Consider the following 16415-nt stretch of genomic DNA (forward strand, 5'->3'; position numbering starts at 1 on the left):
GAAGCAATAAGGTGCGGTACTTCTGATGATCATTCTCATCCTGCCTTTGCATCCAATCACGGTAGGATTGTTCGTATTTGTTGGATTTATAATTAATGTTTGTGGTCACTTGGGATACGAATAACTATTTCATCTTTAAACGTATAAATCCTATTATTTTTATCCTTAAAATTATTATTTTGCTAAAAATTATTGTTCATGAAAAAGTTTACTTTATTACTCTCTGCGGCGGTACTTCTGGCATGTAGTGCTTCGGCCCAGGATAAGAAAAAGGCACTGGAGAAGACAGTCGATTCCGTTAAGAAAGTAATCGCGCCGCCAGATAAAGCCAGTATAACAGATAAAATTAAGTCCAGCAAGAAGATCGATGGCCTATTTACTCTTTATCAGGATACGCTTACAGGTAGCTTGCAGATGTATGTGAAGAAAAGTCAGCTAGATAAGGATTATATCTACCAGAGTTTTTCAATGGGTGGACCAACAACATTGTTCCTTAATCAAAATATGATTAGAAGCACTATGTTGTTTCATATTGCCAAAGCAAATGATAAAATAGAGTTTTTGCAAGAGAACACAAACTTTTATTATGACAAATCTAATCCGGTTAGCAAGGCGTCTAATGTAGATGTTTCTGACGCGGTATTCTTTGCCGATAAGTATAGTGCTAGTGACGAAGGTGGTTATTTAGTATCAGTTGACGGACTTTATATGTCTGACAAACTAGATCCGGTAAAGCCTACAATGCCTCCAGGAACGCCTCCTGGCGCGATGTTCAACCTTGGGAACTTGAATGCTTCTAAGTCGAAATACCAGAATGTAAAATCGTTCGCGAGTAACACAGATGTGGTTGTAGATCTTGCGTACGATAATCCAATGCCTTTTAATGGAGGAGGTAAAGACATTACTGATGCACGCTATGTACGTGTAAAAATGCAGCATTCCTTTCTTGATATGCCAAAGAATGATTTCCGCCCGCGCAGAGACGATCCGAGGGTAGGATTTTTTGGGGCAGAGGTAGATAACCTTACTTCGCTTTCGCCTACTCCATATAAGGATTTTATCAGTAGATGGAATCTTAAGAAAAAAGACCCTACTACTAAATTAAGCGATCCAGTAGAGCCAATTGTGTTTTGGATTGAGAATACAACGCCTTTGGAATACCGCCCGATTATTAAAGAGGCTGGCGAGAAATGGAATGAAGCATTTGAGAAAGCAGGCTTTAAGAATGCGGTAGTGATGAAACAAATGCCAGATGATGCAAAATGGGACCCTTCAGACATCGACTATAATGTAATCAGGTGGGTATCGTCGGCTTATCCATCTTATGGCGCGATCGGCCCCAGCTTCTTCAATCCTAGGACTGGGCAGATCTTAGGCGCAGACATTACAGTAGAGTGGAAATCGGGAGCAGGTACAGCTGTACAGGACGACCTATACAATGGTGGTCAGGCTGCTTCGATTTCACTGCCATGGGAAAATCCTATAGCCGCTGCGGCGCAGACACAGCAGGGCAATAACCATAGGGACAATAATCATATGGCCAATTGCGCAATAGCTCAGGAGTTGAGCTTACAGTATCAGACCGGTCTCGCAGCTATAGAGGTACTAGACGCAGATGCTCCAGAGGCTTTACGAACAGAGACAGTTAAAGAAATGCATAAACAGTTTCTTTATTATCTGATCATGCATGAGATGGGACATACCTTGGGGTTGAATCATAATATGAAAGCCAGTCAGATGTTGAGTCCTGCTCAGATGAACGATGTAAAACTAACTCGTAAAATAGGTTTGCAAGGTTCGGTAATGGATTACCCAGCGATAAATGTGAGCAGCGATAGAAGTAAGCAAGGTGATTATTATACTACAAAGGCGGGTCCGTATGATCTTTGGGCTATTGAGTATGGATATACTCCTTTTACGGAGGCTGAAGAAGAGTCAGGTCTAAATAAGATTCTTAGCCGTAGTACAAATCCTCAATTGGCATTTGGCAATGATGCCGATGACATGAGAAGCCCTGGCGGTGGAATTGACCCAAGAGTGAATGTCAACGATCAAACTAACGATATGGTGGTCTACGGAGAAGATAGATTCAAACTGATCAATACGATGATTCCAAAACTCAAAGCGAGGTTTAGTCGGCCTAACCAGAGTTATCAGGAACTTAGGTCACGTTATCAGCAATTGAATGGCCAACGTGCAAGTATGGCTGCAGCATTGAGCCGTTTTGTTGGTGGCGTGTACGTAGATAGAAGTTTTGTAGGACAAAAAACATCAACAGCGCCATTTACTCCTGTTCCGGAAGCGTATCAGAAAAAAGCACTTTCGTTATTGAATACATATGTATTCGCTCCAAACGCATTTGAAGCAGATAAGGATCTGTTCCCTTACCTTCAAATTCAAAGAAGAGGTTTCGGGTTTTCTGGAAATAACGAGGATATCAAGCCGCAAAGCACTTATTTATCATTGCAGTTGAGTACACTTGCACAATTGTTGCATCCGAGTACTTTGAGCAGAATTAACAATAGTGGGCTTTACGGCAATACCTATTCTGTTGCTAGTGTAATGAAGGATCTTTCTGATGACATCTTTGCGGCAGACCTAAAAGGTAATGTTAATTTATTCCGCCAAAATCTACAGACGGAGTTTATAAAAGCTTCGGCGGCGATCGTTGCATCTGCTGGGGGATACGACAATGCAAGTAAAGCTGCAGCGTTATCTACCTTGATAAAGGTGAAGCAGCAGTTGGGAACTGCAGTAAGTAATGATGAGCAAACTAAAGCACACAGAGCAGCTTTAGTATTTACAATAGATAAGGCACTATCGGTTAATAGATAATTTTATTGAGGTTCCGGCGAAGGCGGGAACCTCTTTTATAATAGTCTTTTTTCAAGTAAAGCCTTAACTTCAGATTCCCATTCTGGCTTTAAAATACTTAGTATAATTGAATCTCTGCTATGTCCATTAGAAAGGATCAGACTCTTTCTCAAAATTCCTTCTACCTTACATCCAATGCTTTTCATTGCAGCAATACTGACTTCATTGCGAAGGTCGGCCCGAAACTCCACCCGATCGAGGCTCAAAGTTTCGAAAGCGAATTGAAGCAATAAATATTTACAGTGCTTGTTGATTCCCCTTCCACGGGACCCCTTAGCGTACCAAGTATAGCCTAATTGGGTCGTTCTATGGGTTATTTGTATGTCGTAGAATCGGGTGCTACCAACATACTCCCCGGTGATTTTGTCATATACGATAAAGGGGTAGCTGGACTCACTTTTTCTTTGTTTCAGGGCATCATTAACGTACTCACGCATGCCTTTCTTGCCAACCAGCTCGTTTACTGAGTACCTCCACGTGTCTGGATCCGTTAATGCGTAAGGACTCAGCAACTCATAATCTTCATAGGTAAGTGGCCTCAACAGGACTCGGTCATCTTCTAAAATGTAATTTTTAGTAAAATCCATGAAGCTAAAATAGTGATTAATTCATAGGAATAATTTTCCGACCCTCCTTTGTGAAATGCGACCTTTACTTAGTCGAATTTTACTGTTTGTTCACCAGAAATTTTTTCGAAGTGACAGCCGCAAAGCGGATTTGCGACCTTAAGGATTGTGGATTTGGTCTGCTTGATAGCATCGTAAGTACCCGTAACTTTGATGTTGTCTCCTCCTCTGGATAGCTTTGTCCTGTAACTATCGTCAAGCACGATAAATGTTCCGGGTGTTGTGTTTGCACTTGCGCTTAGAGAAGTATACACCGTGTCTTTGGTTCGCTGGTTGATGGCGCTATAGCCACTCACCGGCACACCCAAGCTATCTTTATTGATAAAAGTTACAGTTAAATATTTTAAACTAAGGTCGCAGGCTATGTCAGCGCAATCAGAGGTTGCTGCTTTATCACATGACAAGATAAATGCAGTGATTACAAGAAGAATGGATACTTTTTTCATGTGGTTTTGATTTATCTACTAAGACGTTATTTTTTAGAAAAATGCTACAGACCGACTAAAGAATATATTATCTTTATAGATAGTAATCATATTATGAATAATAGAAGAAAATTTATTGGAACAGCCGCCGCATTGGTTGCGGGTACAGTTGCCGCATCCGCAATGCCTATATCAACTATGGAAAGAAAGTATCCTGTAGTACATCATGTATTTTTCTGGTTAAAGAATCCGGAATCAAAAGCAGATAAAGATAAACTAGTCGCGGGTATTAAAGCCTTGAAAAAAATTGAAACAGTGAAAGATATTCATGTGGGAGTGGTTGCATCAACGGAGAAAAGAGATGTTGTGGACAACAGCTGGAGTGTTTCTGAGCTGCTTTTTTTTAGTGATGTAAAGGGTCAGGCTATTTACCAGGATCACCCGCTGCACTTGGAGTTTATCAAGAACTGCAGCTCCCTCTGGGAAAAAGTTTTGGTATATGATGCTATTGACGCTTAAAAAGAAACATAATTGCTAAGTTTGAAAGAAAAATATTTATGTACGAAATTTTAAAAAGTGCGCATTCCGGCTGGCGTTATTTAGTAGTCATTTTATTGTTGGTGGCTGTTGTTAAAGCGATTGCAGGTGCTGCAGGTAAAAAGGAATATACAGAAGGTGATAGAAAGTTGAATGTATTTACCCTAATCTCGGCGCATATCCAACTCGTTTTCGGGCTACTTCTTTACTTCATGAATGATTGGTATAAAGCAGATAGTAGTGTTGCCGTTGGGCGTTATTGGAAAATGGAACACATCGCTATGATGGTTTTGGCGATAATATTAATTACTTATGGAAATGCGCGTTCGAAAAAGACCGCCGATTCAGGGGCCGTTAGACACAAAAATATTGCATTGTATTTTGGACTTGCCTTGATATTGATTACGGTTGCCGTATTTGCAATGGTTAAGGCTGATCCAACACGCTCATTGTTTGGCATTTCATAATATTTATAATTTAATTTCGCTTTGTAACTTTTATTTATATTTTTGCTGTGCATGATCAACGATACAAATACTTGGCAATGGCGTGATAATTCTGAAAAGAATTACGTCGTATCCTTGTGTACCTTATAGTTTATCAACCTAAATCAACCACATTGAAAACCCGACGTAGACCTACGTCGGGTTTTTGCTTTTAATTTGATTTCGGGAAACAAGATTTTAAAACATTGAAGTAAATACCTTTATGGGCAATTATAAGATTAAAACAAGTTACAAGAAGAGGCTGGCTGATACTACTACACCCGTAAGTATCTATTTGAGGCTTAGGGACGTGTTTCCCAACACCATTTTGCTTGAGAGTTCAGATTACCACAGTCGGGAGAATTCTGTAAGTTATGTTTGTGCTCAGCCAGTTGCGGGAATTGTCCTTCAGGATGGTCTGCTTTCTTCTTATTTTCCGGATGGAAAAAAGGAAGAGAAAACATTGTTTGTACTTACAGAAGAGATAGAGACGTTCAAAGCTTCTTTTTCCCCTTCGGAGATTGCAGAAAAACGCTACATCTCAAGCGGATTGTTTGGCTACTTTACATGGAACGCTGTTCAGCATTTTGAAGATATTAAATTTTCAGCAGAGGTGCCTAAAAGTGAAGAAATACCAACCATGCAGTACCATCTTTACAGGTATATCATCGCTATCGATCACTTTCGCAATGAAATTACGCTATTCAAGAATACCTTTAATGACGATGAGACGGAAGATCTGGAGAAGATTGAATACATCATTCAGAACAAAAATTTCCCGGAATATAGCTTCAAAACTGAGGGTGAAGAGTCTTCAAATCTGACTGACCAGAATTTTATGGACATCGTTGACAAGATGAAGAAGCACATTTTGAGGGGAGACGTATTTCAAATTGTGCCTTCAAGAGCATTCAAACAACGGTTTTTAGGAGATGAGTTTAATGTTTATCGTTGTTTAAGGTCGATCAACCCTTCTCCATACTTGTTTTATTTTGATTATGGAAGTTTTAAGCTATTCGGGTCATCACCGGAGGCACAAATCACTATAAAGAATAAGGTCGCTAATATCTTTCCAATTGCAGGTACATTTAAGCGAACAGGAAATGACGAGGAAGATGCGGAACAGGCGAGAAAGTTGGAGCAGGATCCAAAAGAAAGTGCAGAGCACGTGATGCTCGTGGATCTGGCACGTAACGATTTAAGCAGACATTGCAATAAGGTGGAGGTGAAAGCATTTAAGGAAGTTCAGTACTACTCTCATCTTATCCATTTGGTTTCAAAGGTTAGCGGGAATCTCCTGGCAGATGTACCGGCATTCAAAATTGTTGCGGATACCTATCCTGCAGGTACATTAAGTGGTGCTCCAAAATATCGCGCCATGCAGCTGATTGATGAATATGAAGGATTAGGAAGAAACTTTTATGCTGGAGCTTTGGGATATATGGGTTTTAATGATGAGTTCAACCATTGCATAATGATCAGGACTTTTATGAGCAAGAACAACGAGCTTCATTACAGGGCGGGTGCAGGTATCGTGGCAGATTCGGTCCCTGAGAATGAGTTACACGAAGTAAATAATAAGATCGCTGCACTAAGAAAAGCTGTTGAGATGGCAGCGCACATTTAAAAGTATCCATGGAAAAGAATATAGAGATGCAAAAGAAAGTATTGGTTATAGATAATTACGATTCGTTCACTTATAACCTTGTGCATTTGGTAAATGAACTAGGCAGAGATGTAGAAGTATGGCGTAATGATAAATTTGAGCTTGCCGACGTTGACCAGTATGATCAGATTTTACTCTCTCCGGGCCCGGGAATTCCGCAAGAGGCGGGATTGCTGCTTGATGTGATCAAAGCATATGCACCTACAAAGAGTATTTTTGGTGTTTGCCTTGGCCAACAGGCAATTGCTGAAGCTTTTGGTGGAAGCCTGCTTAATTTGGGTAGGCCAATGCACGGAATTGCTACACCTATTACGGTGTTGGATGAACAGGAAGTTTTGTTTAAGGATTGTCCATCAGTGATTAACGTAGGACGTTACCATTCATGGGTAGTTAACAATTATGGACTACCTGATTGTTTAAAAATTACAGCAACGGATGAAACGAACGAGATCATGGCATTGAGGCACAAAGAGTTGGATGTGCGTGGTGTTCAATTCCACCCGGAAAGCGTGCTTACAGAACACGGTAAGCAAATGATGAAAAACTGGTTGGAGGCTTAGTTATGAATATTTTAGATCAGATTGTACTTCGAAAAAAAGTGGAGGTAGCTCATGCAAAACAGCAAGTGCCGATCACAGAGCTGGAAAGGGCTGCGCATTTTAATCGCAAGACTTATTCTTTTAAAGATTTTTTGCTGTCACCAGAACGGACAGGTATCATTGCGGAATTTAAGCGGAAGTCGCCTTCTAAAGGATTGATAAACGGAGCGTCGACTGTTGGAGATGTGACGAGCGCCTATGCTGCGGCGGGGGCATCCGCATTATCTGTGCTTACCGACTCAGATTTCTTTGGCGGTCGGCCGCAGGATTTACTTGAGGCCAGAGCCGCGAACGATATTCCTTTGCTTAGAAAGGACTTTATGATTGACGAATACCAATTGTTAGAAGCGAAAGCTTGGGGGGCGGATGTTGTATTGCTCATTGCCGCGATCCTGACTCCCTCAGAAATCAAACATTTATCTGCCGTTGCTAAATCACTTAGGCTAAATGTGCTGCTGGAAGTTCATAACAGAGAAGAGCTATTGAGAAGTATTTGTCCTGATTTAGATGCGATTGGGGTAAACAATAGGAATCTTGCAGACTTTACAGTGAATATTCAGACTTCCTTTGACCTGGTAGATGAGATTCCGAATGATTTCATGAAGATTTCCGAGAGTGCAATTAATGCCACCGCCACCATCAGGGATTTGAAGGAAGTTGGATTCAATGGTTTCCTCATCGGAGAAAATTTCATGAAAACAGATGACCCTGGGGCGGCAATGCGCGACTTTGTCAGTGAACTGATCTCGGTATAACTTTTGTATCTTTGTACTTTACATGGGAAAACAGAAAACTTACGATACGGCGCTCAAGCAAGAGCGAGCAGTACTTGTTGGAGTAATCAGGCCTGGAGAAAAGGCAGAGGAGACCAGAGAGTATCTTGATGAGCTTACTTTTTTGGTAGATACAGCTGGCGGAGTGGTGGAGCATGAGTTTACTCAGAAAATGTTGAAACCAGACCGCGGAACCTTCGTAGGTAGCGGTAAATTAGAAGAGATACAGGCTTATGTAAAGTCTGAAGAAATTGACATGGTAGTGTTTGACGATGAGTTGTCACCGTCACAATTAAGAAATATTGAAAGAGAGCTGGAGGTTAAGGTGCTTGATCGAAGCAATTTGATCTTAGATATTTTTGCCGGACGGGCACAGACCGCGCAGGCTAGAACGCAAGTGGAACTTGCGCAGCTCCAGTACTTATTGCCGAGATTAACCAGACTTTGGACTCACTTAGAGCGACAAAAAGGTGGTATTGGTATGAGGGGGCCAGGCGAAACTCAAATTGAGAGTGATAGAAGGATGATCTTAGAGAAGATTTCGTTATTAAAAGGGAGGCTGAAACTGATTGATCAGCAGAATGAGACCCAACGTAAAAACCGCGTTCAACTGATTAGGATAGCTTTAGTTGGTTACACTAATGTTGGCAAATCCACTATCATGAACATGTTGTCGAAGTCTGAGGTTTTCGCTGAAAATAAGTTGTTTGCTACCCTTGACACCACAGTTAGAAAGGTAGTGATTGAAAACCTGCCGTTTTTGCTTTCAGACACAGTAGGGTTTATCCGTAAATTGCCACATCATCTCGTTGAATGCTTTAAATCTACTCTGGATGAGGTTAGGGAGGCAGACATTTTAATCCATGTGGTTGATGTTTCGCATTCGCATTTTGAAGATCAGATCCATGTGGTGAATGAGACCTTAAAAGATTTGGGTGCAAGGGATAAACCTACAATCATGGTCTTCAATAAGATTGATGCCTACATGAATCCAGAGCACACGAATGAAGATGGAGAGCAAACTGTGCTGACATTGGATGATTTTAAAAAAAGTTGGATGGCTTTAAACAATGCGCCTGCGCTGTTTATATCTGCGCTGCACAAAGAGAATTTAGAGGAATTTAAACAGCTGTTGTATGATAAAGTATTGGCGCGTCATACCGAGCGTTATCCTTATGATAAACTGTTATACTAGTCTTCATCAAGAAAAAAACTATGGAAAGTAAACGTCAACAGAAATTTGCCGGAGTGCTACAAGAAGAATTGGCAACAATATTTCAGCGTGAGGGCTCTTCATATTTACCAAATACATTAGTAACCATCACAAAGGTCCGTGTTTCTCCGGATTTAGCTGTGGCTAAGGTATATTTAAGCTTTCTTAACACTAACAACACCAACCTTTCCGTTGCTGAGGTAAACTCTCATGCAGGAGAGATCAGATATAAATTAGGTGCGCGGATTCGTCATCAGGCAAGAGTTGTACCTACACTCACCTTCTTTCTCGATGATACCAATCAATATGTTGAGCACATGGATAAGATCTTTGACAAAATCTCGAGGGAGCGTAAAGAGACTGACGAGCAGACCCAGGAAGAGGCTGATTAAGTGAGTAATGTAGTTGGGATAGGTAAGGTTGTCGATTTTGAACTTGGTGATCGGCTCTACCCTTTTGACTTTACTTCTGCTAATCTGGAACTGACGGATGTGATGTTATCAGACACTGGTCTTTTTTCAGACTGGGTTGAGAAAACCCTGAGAGAAAGTGATTGTAGGTACGGGATCGGCGGATATAATGAGCATAGAACTATTTATTCACGAAGCGTGCACTTCGATAATCTGAAAGAACCACGTCGGTTGCATTTGGGAACTGACATCTGGGCTCCGGAAGGAACATCTGTCTATTCTTTTTCTGATGCGGTTGTTCACAGTTTCAACTTCAATGATAGCTTTGGTGACTACGGTGCGACAATTATACTGGAGCATAGTCTAGAAGGTGGTAATCTTTATGTATTATATGGTCATTTAAGTCTATCTTCTATATTGGGTTTAGAAGAAGGATTGAGTGTCACAAGGGGAGTTCGATTTGCAGAGTTTGGGAAAAGAGAAGAGAATGGGCACTGGCCGCCTCATCTTCATTTTCAGGTAATTAAAGACATGCGGGGGCTTAAAGGTGATTACCCGGGTGTTTGTCAGTATTCAATGCGTGACCAATACCTTGCGAACTCTCCAAATCCGGATTTTATTCTAAGCAATACTTTTAAAACCACATCGTTTTAAAATGCGTAGGTTTATGTATGCGCAGATTTATTTTGTTTTTTCTGGTTATTATCGGATCTCAGCTTAAAGCACAGCCTTCGATAAAAGGGGGGTTGGCGTCTTTTGTGCAAAATAATAAAGTATATCCAAGGTATTCACTTGCGAATTGTATCCAAGGTGTCGTTAATGTTGCTTTTAAGCTAGATCGGAAAGGAGTTGTATATTATTCAGAGGTACGTAAGGGTATTGGGACTGACCTTGATGATGAGGCATTAAGATTGATCAGGATGAGCAGTGGCCGGTGGATTGTACCGGGAGACCATGACACTGCACTTGCGATCATTGTTCCAATCAACTTTTCATTGAGTGACTGTTCCGGGAGAAGTTCGCAGGAGCTGAAGGCGGCGATTGACGCTTATAAGTCGACAACAGATCTTACGAATACTGTTTTGAATTATTACCGGATTTTAGAACAGGGTGGGGTGCCGGGAATAACGGAAGCAAAGGCATTGGAATTAAAATCCACATTGGGTATCGATGACGTTGACCTGCAACGGCGGTTTGATGATGGTAAGAAAAAGTTAAAACAAAAGGATAACCAGGGTGCTTGTGAGGACTTCAAGTTTGTGAAGAATATGGGTTCTAAATTAGCGGATGAGATGTTGGAAAAGTATTGTAAGTAGGAGGATGTTAAGTTATTCAGATGACGCTGGAACTATTACATTTATCGCTTTCTGAATTATCGATGCCTGAACGCGGTTTACTTTACCCATTGACTCCCCATCAACTTGAAAATGAGCTTTATGCTTGGTCTTTATCGACAATTTGGTTGCCTGGAAGGTTTCGATGTTCTCAGGATTTAATTTCATGTGAGTAAACTTAAGCTTTAAGATCTCCATGACTGAATATGTTTTTACCAGTACTAGTTCAAATACGTCGTCATCCAATTTGCCATTTGGATTGATTTTCACCCCCGTACCATACATTGTTGCATTTGCTATCACCACCATGGCTGCCTCACAGCATATCGTTTTATCGTTAATCTTGAATTCAACAGCCAACTTGTGGTGGCTCCAAAGCGCCTGCCAAGCGGCTTTTGCGTAGCCCCACATTCCGCGATGCTGAAGACCCTCAAATTTTTTAACCAAATAGGCATTGAAACCGATATCTGCCAAATGAATGCACAGCTCGTTATTTACTGTAACCGCATGAATCCCTTTTACACTACCATTTACGCAATTGTCAAGGGCTTCCTGAGGAGCCAATGGGATGCCAAGCTCTTTGGCCATGCCATTGGCCGATCCTGCTGGTATAATTCCGATAGGCGTTTGAGTGCCCAAAAGACATTCTGCAACTAATTTTAGCGTTCCATCACCACCAACAGCAATTACTTTATCTGCCTTTGCCATTTCAATCGTGGACTTAAGCTTTCCAATATTGCATTTTTTGGGGATGCTATAAAGTTCTGCAATATGTTCGGAACCTTTAAAATAACCACTAATTATTTCTTTAATGTCTGGTTGATGACCACCCGAACCGGGGTTAATAATAAATAGAATTTTCTGTCTTGCACTTTGCGTTTTCATAGGTATATTGTAAGTAGACAAACAAGTAACCCCTTACTCTGTTTTATTTTGTAATGAATAAATCTGCAAGCGTTAAAGTATATCATGGGTACGGTCATACGAACGATATGGTAGTTTACGGCCATGTATTTAGATTTAAGGCGAAAACTACGCAAAAATTCAGTGACAGTTCCTTTGTTAATATTTTGCATCTTTTAAAGTTGTTTGTTGTTAAGCCTTATCCTTTTGTCAAAGTCAAGCTAACGTTTAACGGTCAGGAGGTTTACCATAAGACCGAATATGATGGCTTCTTTAAGTTTGAATGGAAGGCGCTGGAAGAGGTAAAGGCAGGCTGGCATACCGTTCAGATCGTTGCGCTTGATGAGCAGGAACAGGAGATCGCGGTAGGAATAGGAAAGATCTTCGTGCCCCACATTACGCAGTATGCGTTTATATCTGATATTGACGATACCATCATGGTATCACATTCCGCAACCATTCGTAAGCGGCTACGGGAGTTGCTTATTAAAAATCCTCGGACCCGCAAGACCTTCAAAGACCTTCATCAGCACTACACAGCGCTCTCGTTAGCACATACAGAGATTAATCAACCCAATCCTTTCTTTTATGTATCTAGCAGTGAATGGAACTTATACGATTATCTTTTGGAGACATTTAGGTTCTATAAGCTCCCAGAAGGTGCCTTTCTGCTGAATCAAATCAAGCGATGGAAAGATTTGGTTAAAACTGGAAAAACAGGGCATGAGGGTAAGCTGATTCGGGTGATGAGGATACTGGATGTTTTTCCAAATCAGAAGTTTGTCTTCTTCGGTGACAATTCACAAAAGGATCCTGCTATCTATACGGCAATCGTTGAAAAGTACCCCAAGAATATCGAGGCCGTTTATATCCGAAACGTTCGTAAAGATCGAGAGAAGGAAACGAAGGCACTTTTAGCCAGAATAACTGCACAAAATGTGAGCACTTGCTTTTTTAACAGCAGTGAAGAGGCAATGTTACATTCCAGAAGTATTGGACTAATTGTAGAATAATCATCATATTGCTTGATGGTTTTTAGATTGCCTGAAGATGAGCTATTCTTTCCGAATCCAGAGCTGGCGGATCCTGATGGGTTCTTAGCCGTTGGAGGAGATTTGAGTACCGAGCGGCTGCTCTTGGCTTATGAGAACGGTATTTTCCCCTGGTTTAGTGAAGATGACCCAATCTGCTGGTTTTCTCCTCATGAACGATGTGTAATCTATCCCGAAGGCATAAAAATTAGTAAAAGCATGAGAAAAGTGTTAAGAACCGCAGGGCTCAGGCTGACCTTTAACCAGGCGTTTGAAGAAGTAATTTTGAATTGCGCAAAAGTCGGCCGAAAAGACCAGCCCGGAACATGGATCACGCGAGAAATGCAGGAAGCTTATATTGCTTTACACCGCCAAGGTTATGCTAGTAGTGTAGAGGTCTGGAGAGAAAGTGTGCTTATTGGCGGCCTTTATGGTGTGCTTATGGGTGATGTATTTTGCGGAGAAAGTATGTTTAGCCTGGAAAGTAATGCTTCTAAAATTGCTCTGATCTTTTTATGTAAGTCTGGAGAATTTAAACTTATCGATTGTCAGCTTCCCAACGATCATTTGCTAAGCATGGGTGCCGTGATTATTAGTAGCGCCCAATATTACAGCTATCTGCAGGGTTAACTTAGAATCTCTCTGATGTCCTCTTTGCTAAGCGATTTAATGAAGCTTTCTTCCGTTGTGATTAGTGAGCTTGCCAATCGTTTTTTACGGTTCTGAAGCGCCAGGATTTTCTCTTCCACCGTGTCTTTCGCTATAAATTTATAGATGAATACTTTCTTTTCCTGCCCTATTCTATGTGTCCTGTCTATTGCCTGTTGCTCAACCGCTGGATTCCACCATGGGTCAAGAATAAACACATAGTCCGCCTGAGTTAGGTTCAAGCCGACTCCGCCTGCCTTTATCGAGATCAGAAATACCTTTAGTTTTGTATTCTTTTGAAAATCTACAACTATTTCTCCACGGTTCTTTGTCGAACCATCCAGGTAAGCGAATGGAATGCTCTCCCTTTCAAAATATTTTTTAAAGATTCCAAGATGCTTTACGAATTGCGAAAAGATCAATACTTTATGGCCGCCTTTAAGTACGTTGTCAAGTGTATGAATAACATTCTCGAACTTACCAGAGTCAGACTCATAAGTTTCGTCTATCATTACCGGATGATTTGCAAGTTGTCTCAGCGCCGTCAGGCCTTGCAATAATTGTACTTGCTTTTTCTTGAATGTGCCATTATCCATACTGCTAAGCATGTCATTGCGATAGGCCGATTTTGTCTTTTCGTAATATGCAGCCTGATCTTCGCTCATGTTGCAATAGAACACCTGTTCTGTTTTTGATGGCAATTCTGAAGCTACTTGTTCTTTAGTTCTTCGTAACACGAAAGGTTTTATGATTGCCTGAAGTTTTCGTGCCTTATCCTCGTCTTTTTTCTTTTCTATGGCCTGTACGTATTCTTCGTTGAAAAATGCCTGAGTGCCCAGAAGTCCTGGATTTAGAAAAGTGAGTTGTGTCCATAGATCGGCCACGGAGTTCTCCACAGGTGTGCCGCTCAGGATAAGCTTATTCCTTGATTTCAATGCTTTAACTGCCTTAAAGGACTTGGATGTAGGGTTTTTGATATTCTGACTCTCATCAAGAATGATGTAGTTAAAGTAAAAATTTTTCAGAAGTTCTACGTCAACTCTTGTTATGCCATAAGTAGTGATTATGATGTCAAACTTTGCGAAGATGCTCACATCCTTATCCCTCAATGTTCCTGTGTGTGCATGTATCTGAAGCTTTGGCGTGAACTTTTTTGCCTCATTCATCCAGTTATAGATTAGAGAGGTTGGCATCACGATTAATGAAGTACTATGGGTTTTAATTTGCTCATCCTCTTCTTTAAGCTTTTGGAGCATGGCCAGAGTTTGAATGGTTTTACCTAAACCCATATCATCTGCCAGGCAACCCCCGAAATTGTATTCCCTAAGAAAGCTAAACCAGTTGTAACCTGCTTTCTGATAACTGCGCAGATCACCTTTAAAATTAACGGGCATTTGTATGTCTGCAATGTTTTCGAAGTTGTTTAACCTTTCTAGCTTACGGCTTAGTGTAACGCTGGTGATACCGTCTTCAGCAAGTTCATTAATCAGGCCAATGTGATGTTTTTTTAATCTCAGTGCCTTAGAGCCATCAGCCAAGCTAAACAGGCTGCTGTACTGTGTGAACCATTTCTCGGGAATGATGGCGATAGAACCGTCAGGCAATATAAATTCGCGTTTTTTATGTAAGATATGTTGCTTTAGGGAAATGAACGGAACTGGATGATTGCCAAAATAAACGATTGCATTGATATCAAACCAATCATTGTCTTCATTGATTTCGAAGTCGATCTTGTTGCTGGCAAACAAGAACTTTTTATTTCCTGAGGGCGGTTCGATCTCAAATCCTTTCTCTTTCAGCAACTCAATATGTTCATTTATCCAATTTATGATGGCGTAAGAGTGACCCTCTTCAGCATCGTGATTTACTTCAAGGTTGTAAAATAGGGCGCTGGTCTTTTTCAGTCCGAGCCCGGTAAGTATGTTGAAATGTTGCTGCTCAAAATGGGCATCTCTCTTGATCCTTGTGAAGATGTAATTGTCTGCTTCTTTCTCAAAGCGGACCGTTACCTTCTTCTCATTGCCCATGGAGAATACGTAGGTTCCATATCTGAAGTAGAGCTGGAGCTGTGATATTCCGCCTTCCACGTAAATAATCTTCAGCGTTGGTATTGGATTATGCCTAACGGTTTTGATGTCGAACCCCTCTGCATACACATGATACTTCTCAATTAGCGGAGCAACGAATTTCTCAAAATAGGTTTCTTCAGTCGCTTTGGGTATTGTTATAAAACGTTTATTTAGAAAGGGCAACAGTTTTTTGCCTTCGATATCCTGTTCAAAAAAATACAGGATATCGTTCAATAATAGCCAGGCAGGCTGATTACTTATGACCTGAGCGTCTTTAAACATGAAGTCTATTCGTAGATCCTGATATTTTATTGTCGGAAAGTATCTTGTTTCAACGTCGTTCCTTCTAAAATGAAAGAGCACTGTAGAGGCTGTATTTGCAATATCGATCTTTCGTTCTGCCGGCCAGCCGTCCTTATCCGTGAGGTATAATAATCCTTCTGTTTTCAGTACTTCAAGGACTTCGGACAGTCTTTTTTCTATTTTAGGGCGAACGCTATCGTAAAACTTATCATTAAAGAACTTGCTAAAAAATTCCACTGGTCTTACTGCTTTCTTCTGGTACTTTTTGATGATGTAATCCTGTTCTGTTTCATCAAGGATTTTAATAAGCTTGAAGTCGCGCTCAGATAGATGTCTCGCAAACTCTTTAGCCGTATGGGAAAATAACCTTTGATACGTTAAAGAGAAATCACCCTGTGGGTTTAGCTGTACAATGTGAGGTTCAATAAGATAACCAAGATACGCATGCTTACATAATGAATATACGACTTTGCAAGGCTTGGTATTATCTACACGTAACATTGAGCAAGAGTTAAAATG

General features: G+C 40.8%; 16 protein-coding genes. 12 read left to right on the forward strand and 4 right to left on the reverse strand.

Annotated features, from left to right (window positions below):
• The first annotated feature begins 198 nt into the window (after nucleotides 1-198).
• On the forward strand, nucleotides 199-2835 hold the full coding sequence (locus ACHFIZ_RS10005; protein WP_410885371.1) for a zinc-dependent metalloprotease: 2637 nt from the start codon (nucleotides 199-201) through the stop codon (nucleotides 2833-2835).
• 35 nt (nucleotides 2836-2870) lie between these two features.
• On the opposite strand, the gene ACHFIZ_RS10010 is transcribed toward ACHFIZ_RS10005, so the two are convergent.
• Nucleotides 2871-3461, reverse strand: coding sequence for a GNAT family N-acetyltransferase (locus ACHFIZ_RS10010; protein ID WP_410885373.1), 591 nt, complete (start codon nucleotides 3459-3461; stop codon nucleotides 2871-2873).
• Nucleotides 3462-3529: 68 nt separating this feature from the next.
• Nucleotides 3530-3946: a hypothetical protein gene (locus tag ACHFIZ_RS10015; RefSeq protein WP_410885375.1), complete on the reverse strand. Its 417-nt coding sequence runs from the start codon at nucleotides 3944-3946 to the stop codon at nucleotides 3530-3532.
• A gap of 93 nt (nucleotides 3947-4039) precedes the next feature.
• Between ACHFIZ_RS10015 and ACHFIZ_RS10020 the strand changes: the two genes are divergently transcribed.
• From ACHFIZ_RS10020 to ACHFIZ_RS10060, 9 genes are all read left to right on the forward strand, one after another.
• Nucleotides 4040-4444: a Dabb family protein gene (locus tag ACHFIZ_RS10020; RefSeq protein ID WP_410885377.1), complete on the forward strand. Its 405-nt coding sequence runs from the start codon at nucleotides 4040-4042 to the stop codon at nucleotides 4442-4444.
• A gap of 38 nt (nucleotides 4445-4482) precedes the next feature.
• Entirely contained in the window at nucleotides 4483-4929 is a 447-nt protein-coding gene (locus tag ACHFIZ_RS10025) for a cytochrome B (protein WP_410885379.1), read from the forward strand.
• A gap of 241 nt (nucleotides 4930-5170) precedes the next feature.
• The gene (locus tag ACHFIZ_RS10030) at nucleotides 5171-6574 is read left to right on the forward strand and encodes an anthranilate synthase component I family protein (RefSeq protein WP_410885381.1); all 1404 of its coding nucleotides are present in this window, start codon (nucleotides 5171-5173) and stop codon (nucleotides 6572-6574) included.
• Between the two features lie 26 nt (nucleotides 6575-6600).
• The gene (locus ACHFIZ_RS10035) at nucleotides 6601-7173 is read left to right on the forward strand and encodes an anthranilate synthase component II (RefSeq protein ID WP_410885738.1); all 573 of its coding nucleotides are present in this window, start codon (nucleotides 6601-6603) and stop codon (nucleotides 7171-7173) included.
• A gap of 2 nt (nucleotides 7174-7175) precedes the next feature.
• Nucleotides 7176-7967: an indole-3-glycerol phosphate synthase TrpC gene (trpC, locus tag ACHFIZ_RS10040; protein ID WP_410885383.1), complete on the forward strand. Its 792-nt coding sequence runs from the start codon at nucleotides 7176-7178 to the stop codon at nucleotides 7965-7967.
• A 22-nt stretch (nucleotides 7968-7989) separates the two neighbouring features.
• The gene (hflX, locus tag ACHFIZ_RS10045; RefSeq protein WP_410885385.1) at nucleotides 7990-9180 is read left to right on the forward strand and encodes a GTPase HflX; all 1191 of its coding nucleotides are present in this window, start codon (nucleotides 7990-7992) and stop codon (nucleotides 9178-9180) included.
• A 20-nt stretch (nucleotides 9181-9200) separates the two neighbouring features.
• The gene (rbfA, locus tag ACHFIZ_RS10050) at nucleotides 9201-9590 is read left to right on the forward strand and encodes a 30S ribosome-binding factor RbfA (protein WP_410885387.1); all 390 of its coding nucleotides are present in this window, start codon (nucleotides 9201-9203) and stop codon (nucleotides 9588-9590) included.
• Nucleotides 9591-10262, forward strand: coding sequence for a peptidoglycan DD-metalloendopeptidase family protein (locus ACHFIZ_RS10055; protein WP_410885389.1), 672 nt, complete (start codon nucleotides 9591-9593; stop codon nucleotides 10260-10262).
• Nucleotides 10263-10279: 17 nt separating this feature from the next.
• The gene (locus tag ACHFIZ_RS10060; protein ID WP_410885391.1) at nucleotides 10280-10924 is read left to right on the forward strand and encodes an energy transducer TonB; all 645 of its coding nucleotides are present in this window, start codon (nucleotides 10280-10282) and stop codon (nucleotides 10922-10924) included.
• Nucleotides 10925-10936: 12 nt separating this feature from the next.
• On the opposite strand, the gene ACHFIZ_RS10065 is transcribed toward ACHFIZ_RS10060, so the two are convergent.
• Entirely contained in the window at nucleotides 10937-11827 is an 891-nt protein-coding gene (locus ACHFIZ_RS10065; protein WP_410885393.1) for a diacylglycerol/lipid kinase family protein, read from the reverse strand.
• A gap of 53 nt (nucleotides 11828-11880) precedes the next feature.
• On the opposite strand from ACHFIZ_RS10065, the gene ACHFIZ_RS10070 reads away from it, so the two are divergent.
• The gene (locus ACHFIZ_RS10070; RefSeq protein ID WP_410885395.1) at nucleotides 11881-12858 is read left to right on the forward strand and encodes an App1 family protein; all 978 of its coding nucleotides are present in this window, start codon (nucleotides 11881-11883) and stop codon (nucleotides 12856-12858) included.
• Nucleotides 12859-12873: 15 nt separating this feature from the next.
• Nucleotides 12874-13506: a leucyl/phenylalanyl-tRNA--protein transferase gene (gene aat / locus ACHFIZ_RS10075; RefSeq protein WP_410885740.1), complete on the forward strand. Its 633-nt coding sequence runs from the start codon at nucleotides 12874-12876 to the stop codon at nucleotides 13504-13506.
• Here aat and ACHFIZ_RS10080 read toward each other — a convergent pair.
• Nucleotides 13503-16397 (reverse strand): SNF2-related protein, encoded by a 2895-nt coding sequence (locus tag ACHFIZ_RS10080; RefSeq protein WP_410885397.1) that lies wholly within the window; start codon nucleotides 16395-16397, stop codon nucleotides 13503-13505. The two genes, aat and ACHFIZ_RS10080, sit on opposite strands and share 4 nt — an antisense overlap.
• Between the last annotated feature and the right edge of the window lie 18 nt (nucleotides 16398-16415).

Source organism: Pedobacter sp. JCM 36344 (genome assembly GCF_046546555.1).
GTDB lineage: Bacteria > Bacteroidota > Bacteroidia > Sphingobacteriales > Sphingobacteriaceae > Pedobacter.

What these genes read in the sequence shown, in the direction of transcription:
- ACHFIZ_RS10005 (WP_410885371.1), top strand. Translation starts at nt 199, where the DNA reads ATGAAAAAGTTTACTTTATTACTCTCTGCGGCGGTACTTCTGGCATGT.
- ACHFIZ_RS10010 (WP_410885373.1), bottom strand. Translation starts at nt 3,461, where the DNA reads ATGGATTTTACTAAAAATTACATTTTAGAAGATGACCGAGTCCTGTTG.
- ACHFIZ_RS10015 (WP_410885375.1), bottom strand. Translation starts at nt 3,946, where the DNA reads ATGAAAAAAGTATCCATTCTTCTTGTAATCACTGCATTTATCTTGTCA.
- ACHFIZ_RS10020 (WP_410885377.1), top strand. Translation starts at nt 4,040, where the DNA reads ATGAATAATAGAAGAAAATTTATTGGAACAGCCGCCGCATTGGTTGCG.
- ACHFIZ_RS10025 (WP_410885379.1), top strand. Translation starts at nt 4,483, where the DNA reads ATGTACGAAATTTTAAAAAGTGCGCATTCCGGCTGGCGTTATTTAGTA.
- ACHFIZ_RS10030 (WP_410885381.1), top strand. Translation starts at nt 5,171, where the DNA reads ATGGGCAATTATAAGATTAAAACAAGTTACAAGAAGAGGCTGGCTGAT.
- ACHFIZ_RS10035 (WP_410885738.1), top strand. Translation starts at nt 6,601, where the DNA reads ATGCAAAAGAAAGTATTGGTTATAGATAATTACGATTCGTTCACTTAT.
- trpC (WP_410885383.1), top strand. Translation starts at nt 7,176, where the DNA reads ATGAATATTTTAGATCAGATTGTACTTCGAAAAAAAGTGGAGGTAGCT.
- hflX (WP_410885385.1), top strand. Translation starts at nt 7,990, where the DNA reads ATGGGAAAACAGAAAACTTACGATACGGCGCTCAAGCAAGAGCGAGCA.
- rbfA (WP_410885387.1), top strand. Translation starts at nt 9,201, where the DNA reads ATGGAAAGTAAACGTCAACAGAAATTTGCCGGAGTGCTACAAGAAGAA.
- ACHFIZ_RS10060 (WP_410885391.1), top strand. Translation starts at nt 10,280, where the DNA reads ATGCGCAGATTTATTTTGTTTTTTCTGGTTATTATCGGATCTCAGCTT.
- ACHFIZ_RS10065 (WP_410885393.1), bottom strand. Translation starts at nt 11,827, where the DNA reads ATGAAAACGCAAAGTGCAAGACAGAAAATTCTATTTATTATTAACCCC.
- ACHFIZ_RS10070 (WP_410885395.1), top strand. Translation starts at nt 11,881, where the DNA reads ATGAATAAATCTGCAAGCGTTAAAGTATATCATGGGTACGGTCATACG.
- aat (WP_410885740.1), top strand. Translation starts at nt 12,874, where the DNA reads ATGGTTTTTAGATTGCCTGAAGATGAGCTATTCTTTCCGAATCCAGAG.
- ACHFIZ_RS10080 (WP_410885397.1), bottom strand. Translation starts at nt 16,397, where the DNA reads ATGTTACGTGTAGATAATACCAAGCCTTGCAAAGTCGTATATTCATTA.